Origin of the sequence: Leifsonia sp. McL0607, from assembly GCF_049993355.1 — a bacterium.
Taxonomy (GTDB): domain Bacteria; phylum Actinomycetota; class Actinomycetes; order Actinomycetales; family Microbacteriaceae; genus Leifsonia.
Genome location: NZ_CP188253.1, coordinates 3,720,801 through 3,738,162, shown reverse-complemented (window position 1 = coordinate 3,738,162; position 17,362 = coordinate 3,720,801). Strand labels below are relative to the sequence as shown.

Annotated in this window: 18 protein-coding genes; 7 read left to right on the top strand and 11 right to left on the bottom strand. The window is 67.7% G+C overall.

The window, feature by feature from the left end; translation table 11 throughout:
• Positions 1 to 3 precede the first annotated feature (3 nt).
• Positions 4 to 927 carry a L,D-transpeptidase family protein gene (locus ACPPVW_RS17940; protein ID WP_426624414.1) on the top strand — a complete coding sequence of 308 codons (924 nt, stop codon included), beginning with the start codon at positions 4 to 6 and terminating at the stop codon, positions 925 to 927.
• A 65-nt stretch (positions 928 to 992) separates the two neighbouring features.
• Here the strand turns inward: ACPPVW_RS17940 and ACPPVW_RS17935 are convergent, their stop codons facing one another.
• Positions 993 to 2,243 (bottom strand): hypothetical protein, encoded by a 1,251-nt coding sequence (locus ACPPVW_RS17935; protein WP_426624413.1) that lies wholly within the window; start codon positions 2,241 to 2,243, stop codon positions 993 to 995.
• A 271-nt stretch (positions 2,244 to 2,514) separates the two neighbouring features.
• Between ACPPVW_RS17935 and ACPPVW_RS17930 the strand changes: the two genes are divergently transcribed.
• Positions 2,515 to 3,711, top strand: coding sequence for an IS110 family transposase (locus tag ACPPVW_RS17930; RefSeq protein ID WP_426624412.1), 1,197 nt, complete (start codon positions 2,515 to 2,517; stop codon positions 3,709 to 3,711).
• On the opposite strand, the gene ACPPVW_RS17925 is transcribed toward ACPPVW_RS17930, so the two are convergent.
• From ACPPVW_RS17925 to ACPPVW_RS17910, 4 genes are all read right to left on the bottom strand, one after another.
• Entirely contained in the window at positions 3,680 to 3,994 is a 315-nt protein-coding gene (locus ACPPVW_RS17925; RefSeq protein ID WP_426624411.1) for a hypothetical protein, read from the bottom strand. The genes ACPPVW_RS17930 and ACPPVW_RS17925 overlap by 32 nt on opposite strands.
• Positions 3,991 to 4,521, bottom strand: a complete 531-nt coding sequence (locus ACPPVW_RS17920; RefSeq protein ID WP_426624410.1) for a DNA N-6-adenine-methyltransferase — start codon at positions 4,519 to 4,521, stop codon at positions 3,991 to 3,993. The genes ACPPVW_RS17925 and ACPPVW_RS17920 overlap by 4 nt, the downstream gene beginning before the upstream one ends.
• A 286-nt stretch (positions 4,522 to 4,807) precedes the next feature.
• The gene (locus tag ACPPVW_RS17915; protein WP_426624409.1) at positions 4,808 to 5,491 is read right to left on the bottom strand and encodes an HNH endonuclease family protein; all 684 of its coding nucleotides are present in this window, start codon (positions 5,489 to 5,491) and stop codon (positions 4,808 to 4,810) included.
• On the bottom strand, positions 5,491 to 5,784 hold the full coding sequence (locus ACPPVW_RS17910; RefSeq protein ID WP_426624408.1) for a hypothetical protein: 294 nt from the start codon (positions 5,782 to 5,784) through the stop codon (positions 5,491 to 5,493). The genes ACPPVW_RS17915 and ACPPVW_RS17910 overlap by 1 nt, the downstream gene beginning before the upstream one ends.
• A 70-nt stretch (positions 5,785 to 5,854) precedes the next feature.
• On the opposite strand from ACPPVW_RS17910, the gene ACPPVW_RS17905 reads away from it, so the two are divergent.
• Positions 5,855 to 6,058 (top strand): hypothetical protein, encoded by a 204-nt coding sequence (locus ACPPVW_RS17905; protein WP_426624407.1) that lies wholly within the window; start codon positions 5,855 to 5,857, stop codon positions 6,056 to 6,058.
• Between the two features lie 50 nt (positions 6,059 to 6,108).
• On the opposite strand, the gene ACPPVW_RS17900 is transcribed toward ACPPVW_RS17905, so the two are convergent.
• Genes ACPPVW_RS17900 through ACPPVW_RS17885 form a run of 4 tightly spaced genes read right to left on the bottom strand, consistent with a single transcriptional unit; the run spans position 6,109 to position 7,958 of the window.
• Complete coding sequence (locus tag ACPPVW_RS17900) at positions 6,109 to 6,492, bottom strand: hypothetical protein (RefSeq protein ID WP_426624406.1); 384 nt, start codon at positions 6,490 to 6,492, stop codon at positions 6,109 to 6,111.
• Positions 6,492 to 6,791 carry a hypothetical protein gene (locus tag ACPPVW_RS17895; protein ID WP_426624405.1) on the bottom strand — a complete coding sequence of 100 codons (300 nt, stop codon included), beginning with the start codon at positions 6,789 to 6,791 and terminating at the stop codon, positions 6,492 to 6,494. The genes ACPPVW_RS17900 and ACPPVW_RS17895 overlap by 1 nt, the downstream gene beginning before the upstream one ends.
• Positions 6,792 to 6,819: 28 nt before the next feature.
• Entirely contained in the window at positions 6,820 to 7,428 is a 609-nt protein-coding gene (locus ACPPVW_RS17890) for a hypothetical protein (protein ID WP_426624404.1), read from the bottom strand.
• 20 nt (positions 7,429 to 7,448) lie between these two features.
• Positions 7,449 to 7,958: a single-stranded DNA-binding protein gene (locus ACPPVW_RS17885; RefSeq protein WP_426624403.1), complete on the bottom strand. Its 510-nt coding sequence runs from the start codon at positions 7,956 to 7,958 to the stop codon at positions 7,449 to 7,451.
• Between the two features lie 102 nt (positions 7,959 to 8,060).
• Here ACPPVW_RS17885 and ACPPVW_RS17880 point away from each other — a divergent pair, with 102 nt between their 5' ends.
• Positions 8,061 to 9,269, top strand: a complete 1,209-nt coding sequence (locus ACPPVW_RS17880) for an IS110 family transposase (protein WP_426623612.1) — start codon at positions 8,061 to 8,063, stop codon at positions 9,267 to 9,269.
• Between the two features lie 889 nt (positions 9,270 to 10,158).
• Here the strand turns inward: ACPPVW_RS17880 and ACPPVW_RS17875 are convergent.
• A complete protein-coding gene (locus ACPPVW_RS17875; RefSeq protein WP_426624402.1) occupies positions 10,159 to 11,988 on the bottom strand; it encodes an AMP-dependent synthetase/ligase in 1,830 nt (609 codons plus the stop codon).
• A 158-nt stretch (positions 11,989 to 12,146) separates the two neighbouring features.
• Here ACPPVW_RS17875 and ACPPVW_RS17870 point away from each other — a divergent pair, with 158 nt between their 5' ends.
• From ACPPVW_RS17870 to ACPPVW_RS17860, 3 genes are all read left to right on the top strand, one after another.
• The gene (locus tag ACPPVW_RS17870) at positions 12,147 to 13,094 is read left to right on the top strand and encodes an ROK family glucokinase (protein ID WP_426624401.1); all 948 of its coding nucleotides are present in this window, start codon (positions 12,147 to 12,149) and stop codon (positions 13,092 to 13,094) included.
• A 79-nt stretch (positions 13,095 to 13,173) separates the two neighbouring features.
• Positions 13,174 to 13,860, top strand: coding sequence for a lysophospholipid acyltransferase family protein (locus ACPPVW_RS17865; protein WP_426624400.1), 687 nt, complete (start codon positions 13,174 to 13,176; stop codon positions 13,858 to 13,860).
• 136 nt (positions 13,861 to 13,996) lie between these two features.
• Positions 13,997 to 15,325, top strand: coding sequence for a class II 3-deoxy-7-phosphoheptulonate synthase (locus ACPPVW_RS17860; RefSeq protein ID WP_426626339.1), 1,329 nt, complete (start codon positions 13,997 to 13,999; stop codon positions 15,323 to 15,325).
• A gap of 71 nt (positions 15,326 to 15,396) precedes the next feature.
• On the opposite strand, the gene pknB is transcribed toward ACPPVW_RS17860, so the two are convergent.
• The gene (gene pknB, locus ACPPVW_RS17855) at positions 15,397 to 17,301 is read right to left on the bottom strand and encodes a Stk1 family PASTA domain-containing Ser/Thr kinase (RefSeq protein WP_426624399.1); all 1,905 of its coding nucleotides are present in this window, start codon (positions 17,299 to 17,301) and stop codon (positions 15,397 to 15,399) included.
• Positions 17,302 to 17,362: the final 61 nt, after the last annotated feature.

Below are 17,362 nucleotides of genomic sequence, written 5' to 3'. Positions count from 1 at the left end.
GAAATGACCACAGACCACACCCCCGAAGACACCGCCGACAAGGGCACGCCGCGTAGCGATCCTCGCCGCAACCGCCGCCGTATCGGCATCGTGGCGGCGGCCGGCGTCGTCGCGGTCGCGATCGCCGGCACCATCGCAGCGATCGCCATCGGCGCCGCCACCGACCCTGCCACGGTGACCGCGACCTCGAAGCCGGCGCACGACGTCGAGGTGCCGAATCTCACCCAGGAGGACCTGGATGCTCTGCCGGCAGCCACCTACAACGCAGTCATCCCGGAACTCCTGGCGTACAAGGACGTCGACATGACGAGCATCACCGCCGCCTACACCGCCAAGAGCGGCGACGTGCCGGTGTTCGGCGTCGACCAGAAGACCCCGGTAGCGAAGCTGCCGGCCGCGAATTTCCTGAACCAACCGACCGTGATCGTCCCGGTCACCACCAGCAAGCAGTGGGCGCTCGTCCTCACCCCCGCACGGCAGACCAAGCCCTCCCAGACCGACGGCGACGCCGCGGCGCAGACGGCCGGCTGGGTGCCACTGAGTGCGCTCGAGAAGTCCGCGACGCTCGACGCCACGGTGACGGTCTCCGTCTCCAAGCAGACTCTCACCATCATGCGCGGCTCCGAGAAGGTCACCTACAAGGTCGGCGTCGGCACCACCAAGACCCCCACCCCGACCGGGACCACCGGTTACCTCCAGGCCCGCTACGAGGACACCGCGCAGGCTGACTTCCCGATCCAGCTCACGAGCCTGCATTCGGCGGCCGCGGACGACCCCATGGGCGGCAGCGACGGCGGCCTCATCGCCGCCCACTACAACTCCACCAACAGCGGTGCAGTCTCCCACGGATGCATCCGTCTGACCGCTGCAGCCCTCGCCGCGGTCAACCAGCTCCCTCTTGGAACTCCTGTCAGCTTCGCGGACTGACCCCACGCAGAACGACGGAGGCCCGCACCAATTCGGTGCGGGCCTCCGTCGTTCCGTGCCGTGGCTCAGTAGACGCAGTACGTTCCTGAGGCGACCCAACCAGAGCCGGTGTCGGTGAAGTTCGCCGTGAGGTAGTTGTCGTGGACGACTAGCGTGAGCCCGTACGCGACCGGACCGTAGTCCCAGCCCGCGACAGCGCCGCTCGGGCACCCATCCGCCTTCGATCCCCACCGCACCTTCTTCTCGTGGCTCGGGCCTGCCGGCGCCGGCGCGGGCGCAGGCGCGGGCGCTGGCGCACCTGGCGCGGACGGGGTGCTCGGCCGCGACCCAGTAGTTGGTTGCTGGCCACCTGTGTCGCCGCTCGCTCGCGGAGTGCTCTTCGTCTCGCCGGTGGTCGGGTCGGTGTACGTCGGCTGTCCGCTGCGCGCGGCCTCTTCTGCAGCGACCTGCGCCGCCGCGGCCGCCTCTGCTGCGACCACCTGCTCGTGGGACGCCTTGACCTTCGCGGCCGCAGTGACATAGTCCAGCAGACGCTGCCCCGGATCCTCGGCGCCGGCCGAGGCGCGCTGGATCTCGAGCGCGTTCTTCGGGAGAGCCTCACGCTCGGCCGCATCCGCCCGGTCCCACGTGGCCAGAACTACGCCGGCGGCCGCCTGCAGACCTTCGCCTGGCACAGCCTCAGCGTCGGCTTGGACGACTCCGATGAGCTCCACCACCTGCTTGGTGGCCGTCATGTTGAGATTGAAGAGTCGCAGGACGTCGTCCTCGGCCTTCTGGACCGCTTTGGTCTCGGCTCGGTGCTGCTTCTGCAGTGAGGTCGCGATCACCTGCAGGTGCTCGCTGGTGGTTTCCTTCGTGGCGACGGCTCGTGGTGGGTGCGCGCCGATCGGCGCCGGCTTCTCCGCTCCGGCCGTGGCGAGCCTTAGCACCTTCGCGAGGGCCTCGCGCTGCTCGACGGTGAAGAAGCCGTCGGAGCTGTCCCAGACCTGCTGGAGTTTCGTGGCGAGATCCTCGACGGGGACCCGCGCCTGCTCGTAGTGGTCGGCCGCGTCGGCGGCGGCCGCGTAGTTCTGGGTGACCGCGATCCTCCAGGTTTGGTAGGCGCCGTCAGCCTGGGCGCGCTGGATAGTCGTCACCGCTGCTACGACTCCGACGATCAACGCTGCGATCGCCGAAGCGCTGGCGAGTCCGATCAGCAGGGCGAGACGCCTCCGTTCGCGAGCGAACTTGATGGCAGCGGCGAGGAGGAACCGCAGCGAACGTCGCGATCGCTGCGCCTCTGGCGGGTCGACGATCGGAGTGGGAGTGGTGCTCATTGGACTGGGCCTTCCTGTCTGGAATCTATCGTGTCCTTACATTGATTGATGTGTGGAATTAGGGGTCGTCGTATGCTCCTAACCGCCCCGGGGAGGTCGGGCATGGCTCTATCGTGTCTGCCCCTGAATGGCTCCCGCTGAATCGCCACCCGACCTCCCGCAACGGCTCGACCGCTGATTGGGATACGCGACTGTGATCGCTGCGTAAGGAAATGACGGCGAGGCCGTTTGCTGGGCAACACACCTCACATCGAACGAAAGAGAGACCACCGTGCCGCAAATCTGGGCCGGGATCGACGCTGGCAAGACTCATCACCACTGCGTGGTGGTCGACGAGGAGGGCAAACGCCTGCTGTCGCGGAAGATCGCGAACGACGAGAGCGAGATCCTCGCCTTGCTGAGCGAAGTTGCGCAGCTTGCCGACGGCGCGCCGATCTGCTGGGCAACGGACATGGCCCAGGGAGGTGCAGCGCTTCTGATCAGCATTCTTCTCGATCACGGCCAGCCGTTGCTCTACCTTCCCGGCCGTGCCTTCCACCACGCCGCTCGCAGTTACCGGGGCGAAGGAAAGACCGACGCGAAGGACGCCGGCATCATCGCGGATCAGGCGCGAATGCGTCGTGACCTGCTGCCGCTGCGTACCGGCGATCAGATCAGCATCAACCTGCGCATGCTGACGGGCCGGCGCACCGATCTCGTCTGCGACCGCACAAGAGCCATCAACCGCCTCAGGGCAACGCTTCTCGAGTACTTCCCAGCGCTGGAGGCAGCGTTCGATTACTCCACGACTAAGACCGCCCTCGTGCTCTTGAGCGAGTTCCAGACCCCGGAGCGCCTTCGCGAGTTCCGCCCGGACGAGCTCGCGGACTGGATCCGCGGCCGCGGGGGCTACTTTCCGAACCGCGTCGCGAAGCAGGCACTCACAGCAGCGCACAGTCAGCACACGACGGTCGCCGCTCAGCAAGTCGGCGCGTCGATCGTGGCGCGCCTTGCCGAGCAGGTCCTTGAGCTCCGAGACGAGATCGCGGCGATCGATGCCGAAATCCAGGCGCAGTTGGCAGAGCATCAGCACGCGGAGGGCCTGCTGAGTGTCCCAGGCTTCGGGCCGCTGCTCGCCGCCGAGTTTCTCGCGGCAACAGGCGGTGACATGAACACGTTCGAGACAGCGGACCGGCTTGCGAGCATCGCCGGGCTTGCCCCCGCACCGCATGACTCCGGCCGGGTCGCCGGCAACCTTCAACGGCCTCGCCGCTACAACCGACGACTGCTCAGAGCGTGCTTCATGGCTGCGCAGGTCGCCGCCGCGCATTGCCCGGTGTCGAAGGCGTTCTACCAACGGAAACGCAAAGAGGGCAAGAACCACAAGCAGGCTGTTCTCTGCCTCGCTCGCCGCCGTATCAACGTCATCTGGGCGATCCTTCGCGACGGAAAATTGTTCACGCATCAGCCGCTCCCAGCACCGGTGTAACGGCGGTGTCTGCTGTCTCGTCGTAGAATCCGTCGACCCAGCGGTCAAGGCGGATCCGCACGCGCTCGCCCCACAAGTCCGGCGCGCTCGCGCTCGCGATCGCCTCGGCAACGAAGACTCGCTCGGTCACGTTCAGCTCTGACGCCGATCTGTGGAATGCAACTCCATCGACCACGTGTCCGCGGAGACGGTCGAGCGTCCTCGGCGTCACGATCATGTCTCCGGTCCGCGCTGAAAGCTCCTGCGCCTGCCGAATCGTCAGCGATACGAGCACAGCCGTCATTGCTCACCCGCGATCGTTAGTTCTGGTGTCTCGGTGCTTCGGCTGACAAGTACCCCCACGTCGGGCGCCGCGTGGGCAGCTCGCGCGAGCGCACGCGCGGCACGATCGCCATAGCCGAACATCGTGAGGGGCATGCTCGAGCGCTTGCCCGCGTGTGTGGGGTGGTCGAACGCGAAATCACGCATGAGCCAAATCGAGTCCGCGGTGCACAGCATGCGGTGAAGCCACCGCGCGTTAGCGTGCGGCCCTAGCCAGATCCCGTCCGCGTGCTCGAGGAAACGCTCCGACCACGGCGTGCTGTTCGAAAACGGAGGATTGAGCCAAACGAAGCCGTGCCAAGGTTGCGCAAGCCCGTCGTCGTTGCGAGTGAACGCCGCTCGCGCCGGCACGTTAGTCTCTGCGTCAACGGGACTCGCGGGATCGAGGTCGAACGTCTCGCCGAGCGCGTCGAAGATCCAGCGCGGCGTGTAGCGCTCGTCAGTCTCTGTGCGATCGACGGGGGCAGCAAACAGTGGAAGGGTGCTCATCACTGGCTCTGGTCTCCATCTCGCGGGGATCGCGCGAGCCCTGCAACCTGGTCCATATCGGTCATTTCACTTTCACCCTTTCGGTGTTGAAGGACTTGCAAACTTGATTGGGATTCAGTGGTGTTAGGAACGGGGCTGCTCACCCTGCATGCCGGCGGCCGTGCCGGGGAGACTCGTAGAGTTGGGGGAGCGCTTCGGCCCCCAACAAGTGCAGGCATGTGCACCGCAGGCTCCCGCGGCAAAGGTGACCGTGAAGGGGTACTTCAAGTCAGGGCCTTTCTAGTGGTCAGCAGCTGGTGAGGATGCTCGAGATCACGGTGCGGTCTGCGGCGTCGACGCTCAGCTGGTAGTCGTGGAGGATTCCGACGAAGCGGGCGACGTAGGCGCAGGCGAAGGCAGAGTTCGAGGGCATCCAGGAGGCAGGACCGGCGGCGCCCTTGGCCTGGTTGGCGCTGCCGTCGACGGCGAGGAGTACGCGGGGGTCGTTGGCGTAATCGAGGCGCTGCTCGCCGGTCCAGGTGGATGCGCCGTGCCCCCATGCGTAGGCGAGCGGGACGACGTGATCGATCTGAACGAGTCGGGAGGTCTCGACGCCGCGTCGGAAGCCGATCGTTGTAGCCGTGTAGAGGTCGTTCAGCATTCCGGCGAGGACGGTGCATCCGTCTGTGGTCACGACGTTGTCGAGGTCGCGGGCGAGGACGTCGTCGCGGGTACTGCAGCCGTTCTCGTCGATGTCGTACCACGCCGGCCCGAAATCAGCTAGGCGATCGTAGGCCGGCACCCCTCCGGGAGAGCGGTCCGGGATCTGCGCGAGCAAGGCTGCTGTCGCGACCGCATCAGCGGACAATACGCTCCGCCGGTCGGACTCGGGCTCGGGGCGTGTCTGGGAGCTCGTGGCGGTCACGGCCGCGACGACGGCGAGAACCACGACCGTCACGAGGCCGATCAGCGATCGCCGAACCGCACGCATCAGCTCCCCACCAACTCGGGTCGACCGAACGGGTGGTAGTCGGCATCGAACTTCAGCGTGTCGATGATCCGATACCGATCAGACCCGTCGGCCTCGCTCACCGCCTCCGTCTCGATCAGGCGGAACCCTCCCGCGGCCAAGGCCCGCAGCTCGAGCGCGCGCTCCTGGAGCTTCCTGGTGCGAATCAACCTGCCTGCGTAGGCGCGGGGGATCTCCGCCGTGACGACGCTCTCCAACAACGGCCGGTCGTCTTGTGCCGGCTGAAATGACAGCGTGCCGGTCGTGCGGCTCATGGTCTTCCCCTCGGAGTATGCCAAATAGATTTGGCCAGATTGATTTGGCCTTCTGGGTTACGATGCTGCTATGGCGAAAGCGCGAACACCGGAGCAGGAGGCAGCGCTCGAACGGTGCCGTGAGCTGCAGGCGGAGAAGGAGTCCTGGCCGCAGCGGCGCGGAGAGGCGGTCCGGGCGGCGCTCGCACTGAAGCTGACGCAGCGGGAGATCGCAGAAGCGTTTGGCGGAATGTCCCGCGAGAGCATCCGGCTGGCGGAGAAGTTCGGCGCATAGGGGAGGGGCCGAACGATCTGGGATCGTTCGGCCCCTCGTTTCGTGCTCCCTCATGCTGCTTGACGCGCCATTCGGCAGCACTCGTGCATGCATTCGCTCGGCGCTCCAACCGGTGTCGCGGCAGGACGGAGACTGACGCCGATGCGCACCGGTTCGATGTGATTCTCCGCGAGCAGTCGTCGCAGACGGGTCCGGTACCGGTCGGCCACCGCCGCCCTGAGGACCGCACCGACGATCAGGGCTGCGCCGACGACCGCGCAGACACCGATGGTGAGGGCGGCGTCTCCCGCACCGAGAGTCGCAGCAAGGAGTAAGGCGCCACCGATGGCGGCGAGTGTGACGATCACCAGCCAGCCGATGGTGGCCACGGGGCGGCCGTCACCGGTCTGGTTGTAGAGCTGGGCCGGGTTGACCGTGTTGGTCTCTTGGGTCATCAGATTCCGCCCTTCAGAATGGCCCTGGTGGGTTCGGATGCGACGAAGGTCTTCCGCCGCACCGGGATCGGGTGACCGTGCTGATGCTTCGGTTTCGCGCAGTGCCGGGTCTGGCGCAGCGGCGCCGGAGTGCTCCGCGAGCGACGCCGTGGGTCGAGGTAGACGCCGACGGGCACTGCCACGATCAGAAGCAGCAGAGCCGTCAACCCGATGGACATGGTCGTCGGGTCGGACGCGAGCGGGTAGGAACCCACGAGCTCGACAGCGCGAGCCTCGGACTCAGCGAGTTGGTGCAGCATCACGCCACCTCGTCGCATCCGCCGGCGTTCACCGCGCCACCTGCGCCATCGACCAGCCCTGACGCTCGGCAGCCTGCGCATCCCGCCGCGCATGGTGTCGCCGTGCGTGCGCGGCGAGCAGGAGGTCCGGGTCCTGGACGTAGTAGTCGGTCTCGATCCGACGGCCCGCGCGGTCGTCGGTGCCGATCACGGTGTTCGAGGGCCGGAACCCCTGCTCGAGCATGTGGGCAGCGAACCGGAGCTGACGTCGCCGCTCAGCCTTGTCGTTGCGCCGGCTGATCTCGTCGCGCTTGCCCGAGAACGAGAACGTGCTGTTCTCGGTCTCCATCTCCGCACTCGCGGGCATGGGTGCGTCGTCGGCTGCTGGGACCATTCGGATGCTGAGGTTCCACTCCGGTACCTCACCGTGCCAGATCCCGTTCGCAGGACCGTTCGGCTGCACGGGCTCGAGCGCACCCACCGCTTGAGCGGCTCGGCGCGGATCGACGTCCCGGGGGTACGTGCCCACCGCGACCAGGTGGTCGCCTTCGCGCACGTCACAGATCACCCGCGGATCCTGATACGCCTCCACTGGCAGCGACGGACGAGTAGGGGCGGGGAAGCAAACGAGCTCACCCTTCGGATTGCTGTTGGTCATGGCCATCTCTCTCTGTGCTCTTAGAACGGGGTTTCGTCGTTGTAGGCGCCGGGCTGGGCAGCCGCCCAGCCTCCGGCATCTGGGGCGCCCGCGGACGGGTCGGCCGGCGCGGACGCGGCCCACGGCTCCTCGACAGCGGGAGCACCCCCGCCGAAGCCGCCACCAGGGCCACGGGACGACTGCGTGCGCGTCACCTGGGCGGTGGCGTAACGCAGCGACGGACCGATCTCATCGATCTCGAGCTCGATCGAGGTGCGCTTCTCGCCCTCTTTCGTCTCGTAGGAGCGCTGCTTGAGGCGACCCTGAGCGATGACACGGGACCCCTTCGTCAGCGAGCCCGCGACGTGCTCGGCGAACTCGCGCCAAACGCTCGCGCGCAGGAACAGTGCCTCACCGTCCTTCCTTACGTTTGATCCGTGTGGATTGGGAGTCTCAGTAAGCTCTCGACCGCTCCCAGGGACACCGGGTATGGCTGACCATCCTTTGCCGCGTAGATGGCTTGAGTGGAATGGCCGCCCGGTGTTCCGCATCGACTCGACCGCTGATTGAGAAGTGCGACGTGATCGCTTTGTAAGGAAGTGACGGCGTGGTCGGCTGCTGGGCGCAACACACCCAGACGAAAGGAAGTGACCGTGCCGCAGCTGTGGGCCGGAATCGACGCAGGAAAAGGACACCACCATTGTGTGGTGATCGACGAGGAGGGCCAACGGCTGTTCTCCCGCCGGGTTGCTAACAACGAGGGGGAGATCCTCGATCTGCTCTCCGACGTCGTGACTCTCGCCGGCGATCGAGAGATTTGCTGGGCCACGGACTTGAATCGCGGTGGCGCGAGCCTGCTCATCAGCATCCTCACCGATCACGGCCAGCCTCTGCTCTATATTCCCGGCCGCACCGTTCACCACGCCGCTCGCACCTACCGCGGCGACGGGAAGACCGACGCGAAGGACGCCGCGATCATCGCCGACCAAGCGCGAATGCGGCGCGACCTGCACCCAATTCGAGTAGGAGATGAGATCAGCATCGAGTTGCGTCTTCTGACTGCTCACCGCGTCGATCTTGTCTGTGATCGCACCCGGACGATCAACCGACTCCGTGCGGTCTTGCTCGAGTTCTTCCCGGGACTGGAAGCGGCCTTCGACTACGCGAGTACGAAGTCCGCGCTGCTTCTCCTGACCCGCTACCAAACGCCCGACGCGATCCGTCGGATGGGACAAACCCGCTTGACGACGTGGCTGAAGAAGCAGGGATGCCGAAAGCCGGGGAAGCTCGCGGCCAGCGCGGTCGCCGTCGCCAAGCACCAACGCTCCACGGTCCCAGGCCAGGCCACGAGCGCGATGATCGTTCAGAGGCTCGCCGCTGACATCCTCCGACTCCATCGCGAGATCGCCGAGATCGAGCGCCAGATCGAGACACGGTTCCGAGAGCACCACACCGCCGAACTCATCCTCAGCATCCCCGGCTTCGGCCCGCTCCTCGGCGCCGACGTCGTCGCTGCAACAGGCGGAGACGTTGCCGCCTACGGAAGTGCCGACCGGCTCGCAGGCGTTGCCGGTCTGGCCCCCGCCCCACGCGACTCGGGGAAGATCAGCGGCAACCACTCCAGACCCAGACGCTACGATCGTCGCCTCCTTCGAGCGTGCTACCTCGCTGCACAAACCGCTGCCTGGAGCTGCCCCGTCTCCCGCGCCTTCTACGAACGAAAACGGATCGAGGGCAAGACCCACAAACAAGCGGTCCTCGCGCTCGCGCGACGACGCATCAACGTCCTCTGGGCCATCCACCGCAGCGGGCAGCCGTTCGACCCGGCGCATGGATCCCAGCCGATGCTCGCAGCCGCATAGGTCGAGCGCGCTGAGTCTCCTCCATCTGACCCTTCGCGGTTGACAAACCCCATTGAGATTCCACTCCGTGCACGTGGCGGAAGCTCCGTGCACCGTTCGCGAGCTATGCGCTGCGTATCTTCCCCTGCTGCCAGCTGGCGCCTACTTCAGCCATCAGGCGGCGGCCTCGCTGCTCGGGGTGCCGTTGCCGCGGTCGGTGGACGGCGAGCCGCTGCACGTCTCAGTCGCTTTTCCCCGGCACGCTCCGGGAGGTCGCGGCGTACGCGGACACAGTCTCGGAACAGTGTCGGGCACTATGGCCGAGGGGCTCCCCGTCTGTGCGCCCGCGCAGGTGTGGTGCCAGCTGTCGGGTCTGCTCGATCGTGAGGACCTCGTGGCCGCAGGCGACCATCTGGTGGGTGCACGCAAACGGAAGGCGCTGGCGACCCTCCCCGAGTTGGTCGAAGCCTCCGAAGTGCTGTCTCGCACGAAAGGGGCCCGCGCACGTTCGTGGGCGCTGCAACGCATCCGGTTCGGGAGCGATTCACGTCCGGAGAGCCTTCTGCGGCTGCTCCTCGAGGATCTCGGCTACCTCGGCCTCGAGGTCAACCGGCCCATCGAGGTAAAAGAGGGTCGGCTGGTGCTGCATCCAGACCTCTGCGATCCCAGCAGACGCTTGGCCTTCGAGTACGAGGGGCGACGGGCACCGACTGGATCAACGGCAGTGGCACGCGGACATCGAGCGCCACGAGTCGATGGAGGCGGCCGGCTGGCGCGTCGTCAGGGTCACTGCACGCGATCTCTTCCACGATCGTGCGGCGTTCGTCGAACGCCTCAAGCGTTTTGCCCCGAATGTTGCTTCTGGCGCAGCAATGCGCGACATTCGGCGCAAATCGTCGGTGGGGAGCCGCTAATGCGCCAGCGAGATCCCCTGCGTGCTCGGGTTGCCGCTGTAGACGCCGTCGATCACGTCGGCGAAGTCGGCGAGGATCACGTTGCGCTTGATGCTCAGCTTGGGTGTCAGGTGGCCGCTGGCCTCCGTGAGCTCGGTGGCCAGGATGACGAACTTGCGGATGCTCTCCGCGCGGGAGACGCCCTTGTTGGCCGCGTCGATCGCGCGCTCGATCTCGGCGTTCACGGCCGGGTTGACGGAGGCCTCGGCGAGGGTCATGTCTTTGTCTTCGCCGTTGTTCGCGAGCCACGTCGGCAGCATCTCGGTGTCCAGCGTGACGAGCGCGGCGATGAACGGCTTCTGGTCGCCGACGACGATCACCTGGCTGACCAGCGGGTTGGCGCGGATCGGGTCCTCGAGCGCGGCGGGGGAGACGTTCTTGCCGCCCGCGGTGACGATGATCTCCTTCTTGCGGCCGGTGATCGTCAGGTAGCCGTCGTCGTCCAGCGTGCCCAGGTCGCCGGTGCGGAACCAGCCGTCGTCGAATGCGGCGGCCGTCGCCTCCGGGTTCTTCCAGTACTCCTTGAAGACGTTGATGCCCTTGACCTCGATCTCGCCGTCGTCGACGAGGCGCACGGCCACTCCGGGAAGGACCGGGCCGACCGTTCCGATCTTGAACATGTCGGGGCGGTTGACGGTCGCGGGTGCGGTGGTCTCGGTGAGGCCGTAGCCCTCCAGGATCTTGATGCCGAGGCTGTGGAAGAAGTGGCCGAGGTGCGATCCGAGCGGGGCGGAGCCGGAGACCGCGTACTTCACGCGGCCCCCCATTGCAGCGCGCAGCTTGGAGAACACCAGTCGGTCGTACAGCGCGAACTTGAGCTTGAGCCCGAACGGCACCGACCCGGCCTCCACCGCCTTCGAGTGCTCGACCGCGACCTCCACCGCCGCGCGGAAGATCTTGCCGCGTCCGCCGGCCTCGGCCTTCTGCCCTGCGGAGTTGTAGACCTTCTCGAACACGCGCGGCACCGCAAGCAGGAAGGTGGGCTTGAAGCTGGCGAGCGCGGGGAGCAGCTGTCTAGTGTCTGCCTGGTGGCCCACCTTCACGCCGGCGGTGACGCACAGCACCGCGATGAACCGCGCGAAAACGTGCGCTGTCGTGATGAAGAGCAGCGTGGAGGCGCCCCCCGGCTGCGACACGACCTCCGCGAGCGCCTCCGCGGAGTTGCGCGACAGCTCGACGAAGTTCGAGTGGGTGAGCACGCAGCCCTTGGGGCGTCCGGTTGAGCCGGAGGTGTAGATCAGGGTGCCGATGTCCTCGCCGCGGGCGAGGTTCCTGCGGCGCTCGATCTCGTCGTCCGGCACGTCCGCTCCCGCAGCTGCGAGCTTGTCGAGGTCGCCGAGGTGAAGCTGCCAGACGCGCTGGATCAACGGGAGGTCGGGGTGGACCTCGTCGAACCTCGAGAACATCTCCGCGTCCTCCAGGATCACCGCGACGGCGCCGGAGTCGGACAGGTTCCACTGCACCTGCGCCGGAGAGGAGGTCTCGTAGATGGGCACGAGCACCGCGCCAGCGAACCACGTCGCGAAGTCGATCAGCGCCCACTCGTAGCGCGTCTTGCTCATCAGGCCGATCTTGTCTCCCGGCTGGATGCCGGCGGCGACGAGGCCCTTTGCCAGGGCGACGACCTGGCGGTGGAATTCCGCGGCCGACACATCCCTCCATCCGTCGCCGTCCGGGCGGCTGAACAGCGCGGCGTCTGGGGTGGCAGCCACGCGCTGGACGAGCAGGTCCGTCGCGTTCGCCTCCGGGTCGGCCGGGACGAGTGCGGGGATTTCGAACTGGTTCACGGTAGCTCCCTCGATACCGGGCGGGCGGGCAATCGGGCCGAATGGCTTCGGCTCGCAGTGGTTGATTACACTCTAGATGGTGCGGCAGAGAGTCACCTCCGACCGGCTCGTCCGTGCCTCCCACCCGCCTGACCGCGCCTACCGGAAGGGGCTCGCCCGTGCACGCCATCGGAATCGACATCGGCGGGACCAAGATCGCAGGCGCCGTCGTCGACGAGTTCGGCACCATCGTCCGCGAAGACCGTGTGCCCACCGACGCGAGTCGTCCGACGGAGATCGAGAACGCCGTCGTCGCGATGATCGAACGCCTCTCCGACGGACCGGAGGAGATCGCGGGCGTCGGCGCGGCCGCGGCCGGCTTCATCGACGCTGCGCAGTCGACCGTCTACTACGCCCCCAACATCAACTGGAGGAACGAGCCCTTCCGCGAGAAGCTCGAGAAGCGAATCGACCTCCCCGTGCTCATCGAGAACGACGCGAACGCGGCCGGCTGGGCCGAGTTCCGCTACGGTGCAGGGCGCCTGGTCAGCGACATGGTGATCCTCACCATCGGCACCGGCGTCGGCGGCGCCATCGTGAGCAACGACCGGCTGTTGCGCGGCGGCTTCGGCGCCGGCGCCGAGATCGGCCACATGCGCGTCGTCCCCGGAGGCCTGCCTTGCGGCTGCGGCGCGCACGGGTGCATCGAGCAGTACGGCTCGGGTCGCGCGCTGCAGCGCATGGCGAACGAGCTGGCCGACGCCGGCGGCATCGGCCAGGCGCTCGCCGACGCACGCAGCCGCACGGGCTCGCTGAGCGGCGCGGACATCTCCGAACTCATCCTGGCGGGCGACCCCGGGGCGATCGCCGCCCTCCGTCAGCTGGGCGATTGGCTCGGACAGGCCTGCGCGAGCCTGGCCGCCATCCTCGACCCGCAGCTGTTCGTCTTCGGCGGCGGCGTTGCACAGGCGGGGGAGCTGCTCCTGGAGCCGATCCGGCTGGCCTACCTCGAGAACCTGCCCGCGCGCGGCTTCCACCCGGAGCCGGAGTTCAAGATTGCGGAGCTGGTGAACGACGCCGGTGTGGTCGGCGCGGCCGACCTCGCCCGCCTCCACGCCTCGCTCTGAGCCCCGGAACGACCGATACGCACAGCACTGCCGAGCCGCACCTCCCGTCTCGACGCGCAGGGCACTAGGCTTTCGTTCGATGTTCTACTGGCTGATGAAGAACCTGATCGCGGGGCCGCTGCTGCGCGGCATCTTCCGTCCCTGGGTGGTGGGTCTCGAGAACGTGCCCGCAGAGGGCGCGGTCATCCTCGCCAGCAACCACTTGTCGTTCATCGACTCGGTCTTCCTGCCGATCGTCGTGGACCGTCGCGTGTCGTTCCTGGCCAAGAGCGACTACTTCACCCGCCGCGGGCTGAAGGGCTGGGCGACCAAAGCGTTCATGAACGCCACGGGGCAGCTCCCGATCGACCGGTCGGGGGGCAAGGCCTCCGAAGCCTCGCTCAACACCGGCCTCGCCCTGCTGGCGCGGGGGGAGATCCTGGGGATCTATCCCGAGGGGACCCGCAGCCCCGACGGCAAGCTCTACCGGGGCCGCACCGGTGTGGCCCGAATGATCCTGGAGGCCGGCGTCCCCGTCGTCCCCGTCGCGATGGTCGACACCGCCGAGATCATGCCCATCGGCAAGCGCCTGCCGCGTATCGGCCGCATCGGCATCATCATCGGGGAGCCGCTCGACTTCTCGCGGTTCGAGGGCATGGAGGGCGACCGCTTCATCCTGCGGTCGGTCACCGACGAGATCATGTACTCGCTCCACGCACTCGGCGCGCAGGAGTACGTGGACGTGTACGCGAGCACCGTGAAGGAGAAGCGAGCGGCCCTCGCGTAGCCGGCGTCACAATACGCTCGCGAGCCGCATACGCCTCCGTTTGGCGCGATAGGCTCGGTTATCCCATTTCCACCCGACCGAGCGGAACAGAACAGTGCTGCAGACCACAGATCCCGTCGTGAAAGCTGACGACTCCGTGATTCAGGGCCTGGACTATTGGCGCACGCTCCCGATCAAGCAACAGCCGACCTGGCCGGACCCGGAGGCTGCTGCCGCCGCCTCGGCCGAGATCGCGACGCTGCCTCCGCTCGTGTTCGCCGGGGAGGTGGACCAGCTGCGCTCGCGGCTCGCGCGCGCCGCGCAGGGCGACGCGTTCCTGCTGCAGGGCGGCGACTGCGCCGAGACCTTCGCCGGAGCGACCGCCGATCAGATCCGCAATCGCGTCAAGACGATCCTGCAGATGGCGGTCGTGCTCACCTACGGCGCGTCGGTGCCGGTCATCAAGATGGGCCGCATGGCGGGGCAGTTCGCCAAGCCGCGGTCCAGCGACACCGAGACGCGCGGCGACGTGACGCTGCCTGCCTACCGCGGCGATATCGTCAACGGCTACGACTTCACGCCGGAGTCGCGCGCCGCGGACCCGCGCCGGCTCGTCCAGGGCTACCACACGGCGGCCTCCACCCTGAATCTCATCCGCGCGTTCACACAGGGCGGCTTCGCCGACCTGCGCGAGGTGCACAGCTGGAACAGGGGCTTCGCGGCCAACCCGGCCAACCAGCGCTACGAAGGTCTCGCCCGCGAGATCGACCGTGCCATCAAGTTCATGGAGGCCGCGGGGGCCGACTTCGACGAGCTCACCCGCGTGGAGTTCTACTCCAGCCACGAGGCGCTGCTCATGGACTACGAGCGCCCGATGACGCGCATCGACTCGCGCACCGGCACGCCGTACAACACATCGGCGCACTTCGTCTGGATCGGCGAGCGCACGCGCGACCTCGGAGGCGCGCACGTCGACTTCCTGTCGCGCGTCCGCAACCCGATCGGTGTCAAGCTCGGCCCGACGACGACGGCCGACGACATGCGCCGGCTCATCGACGCGCTCGATGCGGAGCGCGAGCCCGGCCGGCTGACCTTCATCACTCGCATGGGCGCCGGCAAGATCCGCGACGCGCTTCCTCCGCTGCTGGAGGCCGTCAAGCGGTCGGACGCGAACCCGCTCTGGGTGACCGACCCGATGCACGGCAACGGCCTCACCACGCCGAACGGCTACAAGACCCGCCGGTTCGACGACGTTGTGGACGAGGTGCAGGGGTTCTTCGAGGCGCACCGCGCGGCGGGCACGAACCCCGGCGGCATCCATGTGGAGCTCACGGGCGACGACGTCACCGAGTGCCTGGGCGGCTCCGAGCACATCGACGAGGAGACCCTGGCGACCCGCTACGAGTCACTGTGCGACCCGCGCCTGAACCACATGCAGTCGCTGGAGCTCGCCTTCCTCGTGGCCGAGGAGCTCAGCCAGGGCTGACGCCCTCCCCAAGACGGCGACCGAGGGGCACTGCGTGGGTGGCGGGCGCGGGCAGGAGCGGCTAGAAGCGGCTAGAAGCCGGCGAAGTTGACCGTGACCGTGGAGCCCTTGGGCGCCTGCGTGCCGGCGGCCGGAGACACTTTGGAGACCACGAAGGCTCCGGGGAGCAGATCCGCCGCCGCACTGTACTTGAGTTGGAAACCGGCGTCCTGCAGCGCCTTCTTCGCCTTGTCCCACGTCTGCCCGACGACGTCGGGCACCGGAACCGGCTCCGGGCCCTTGGACGTCTCGAATGCCAGCGTGTCGCCCGGGCGCACCGGACCATCGTGCTGAGGCTGCGCCGAGATGACGTCGCCCTTGCCCACCGTGTCGCTGTAGCTCTGCGGGCCGGCGGTGGCCTCGAGGCCGACCTTCTGTAGCGCCGCCGTGGCCGAGCTCACCGACATGCCGGCGACGTCGGGGACGGGCCCGACGGACACGACGAGGTTCACCGCCGCCGCTTCGAAGTACGAGCCGCCCCCGGAGATGTCGCTGCCGTCGGAGGCGCGCGTCGCCGAGATGACGGTGTTCGCCGGCACCTTGCCGTCGAACTGCTTGGCCGTGTCGCCCACCTTGGCGCCGACGCCGGTGATCGCCGACGTGGCGGCGTCGAGACTCTGCCCGGCCAGCGCCGGGATCGTGACGGGCTTGGGGCCTTGCGAGATCCGCAGCGTGACGGTGCTGCCGCGCGCTGCGGCCGCGCCCGCCTTCGGATCGGTGCTCGACACGTGACCCGCAGGCACCGTGACGCTGTACTCCTGCGCCTGGGCCGTCTTGAACCCGAGGTCCGTGAGCGCGGCGGTCGCAGCGGCCGGAGCCTGCGAGACGACGTTCGGCACCGTCACCAGCGATCCCGGCCCCGAGCCGAAGTACCAGCCTGTGCCTCCAGCGACCGCCGCGAGCACCAGCACGAGCGCGAACAGCCACCAGCCCTTGCCGCGCCGGCGACGGGCGGCCGCGGTCAGCGTGTCCGTCGCGGTGGGCGTCGTCGAGGCCACCTGCTGGCGGATGGCCGGGTTGATGATTTGGGTGTCGCCGTCGTTCGCGGCGAACGCCGGGGGCAGCACCATGGTCGGCTGCATCACCGCGTCGCCGCGGATGGACTTCTCGGCCTCCATCAGACGGTCGAGCATCTCGCGGGCGTCGGCGGGCCGCCGGTCGGGGTCTTTCTCGGTGGCCCAGAGCACGAGCTCGTCGAGCTCGGGCGGGACGGCCGGGTTGACACTGCTCGGAGCGGGCACCGGATCGTTGGCGTGCTGGTAAGCGATCTGCATCGGCTGCTCGCCGTGGAACGGCTGTGTGCCGGTGAGCATCTCGTACATCATGATGCCGAGCGCATAGATGTCGCTGCGCGCGTCGGCCACACCGCGGGTGACGAGTTCGGGAGACAGGTAGGCGATCGTGCCGAGGAGCGCCTGGCCGGTCGCAGTGTTCGCACTCGCAGCGCGCGCCAGGCCGAAGTCGCCGATCTTGATTCGGCCGTCGTCGGCCAGCAGCACGTTCTCGGGCTTGAGGTCACGGTGGACGATGCCGGCCTTGTGGGCGGCCCCGAGGCCGCTGAGCACGGCCTCCATGATGTCGATGGTCTGCTCGGGGGTGAGCTTGCCGTAGTCCTTGAGCAGGTCGCGCAGCGTGATGCCGGGGAGGTACTCCATCACCAGGTATGCCATGTCGGAGTCCTGGCCCTGGTCGAAGACATTGACCACGTTGGGGTGCGCCAGCCGTGCTGCGGAGCGGGCCTCCTGGACGAAGCGGCTCTTGAAGGTGTTGTCGTCGGCGAGGTGGCCGTGCATGATCTTGATCGCGACCCGGCGCTCGAGGCGCAGATCGGTGGCGAGGTAGACGGTGGCCATGCCGCCGCGGGCGATCCGCGAGCGCACCTGATAGCGGCCGTCGATGAGACGTCCGATCATCGGGTCGGTCTGGCTCGTGGTCACGGATCGAGTCTAGGGAACAGCGGGTGCGTGAACCCTGCAAAACACCGGTGTGCTGCGGGGC

What these genes read in the sequence shown, in the direction of transcription:
- ACPPVW_RS17915 (WP_426624409.1), bottom strand. Translation starts at nt 5,491, where the DNA reads ATGCGTGCGGTTCGGCGATCGCTGATCGGCCTCGTGACGGTCGTGGTT.
- ACPPVW_RS17885 (WP_426624403.1), bottom strand. Translation starts at nt 7,958, where the DNA reads ATGCGGAACACCGGGCGGCCATTCCACTCAAGCCATCTACGCGGCAAA.
- ACPPVW_RS17925 (WP_426624411.1), bottom strand. Translation starts at nt 3,994, where the DNA reads ATGACGGCTGTGCTCGTATCGCTGACGATTCGGCAGGCGCAGGAGCTT.
- ACPPVW_RS17900 (WP_426624406.1), bottom strand. Translation starts at nt 6,492, where the DNA reads ATGACCCAAGAGACCAACACGGTCAACCCGGCCCAGCTCTACAACCAG.
- ACPPVW_RS17935 (WP_426624413.1), bottom strand. Translation starts at nt 2,243, where the DNA reads ATGAGCACCACTCCCACTCCGATCGTCGACCCGCCAGAGGCGCAGCGA.
- ACPPVW_RS17910 (WP_426624408.1), bottom strand. Translation starts at nt 5,784, where the DNA reads ATGAGCCGCACGACCGGCACGCTGTCATTTCAGCCGGCACAAGACGAC.
- ACPPVW_RS17905 (WP_426624407.1), top strand. Translation starts at nt 5,855, where the DNA reads ATGGCGAAAGCGCGAACACCGGAGCAGGAGGCAGCGCTCGAACGGTGC.
- ACPPVW_RS17895 (WP_426624405.1), bottom strand. Translation starts at nt 6,791, where the DNA reads ATGCTGCACCAACTCGCTGAGTCCGAGGCTCGCGCTGTCGAGCTCGTG.
- ACPPVW_RS17865 (WP_426624400.1), top strand. Translation starts at nt 13,174, where the DNA reads ATGTTCTACTGGCTGATGAAGAACCTGATCGCGGGGCCGCTGCTGCGC.
- ACPPVW_RS17920 (WP_426624410.1), bottom strand. Translation starts at nt 4,521, where the DNA reads ATGAGCACCCTTCCACTGTTTGCTGCCCCCGTCGATCGCACAGAGACT.
- ACPPVW_RS17890 (WP_426624404.1), bottom strand. Translation starts at nt 7,428, where the DNA reads ATGACCAACAGCAATCCGAAGGGTGAGCTCGTTTGCTTCCCCGCCCCT.
- ACPPVW_RS17940 (WP_426624414.1), top strand. Translation starts at nt 4, where the DNA reads ATGACCACAGACCACACCCCCGAAGACACCGCCGACAAGGGCACGCCG.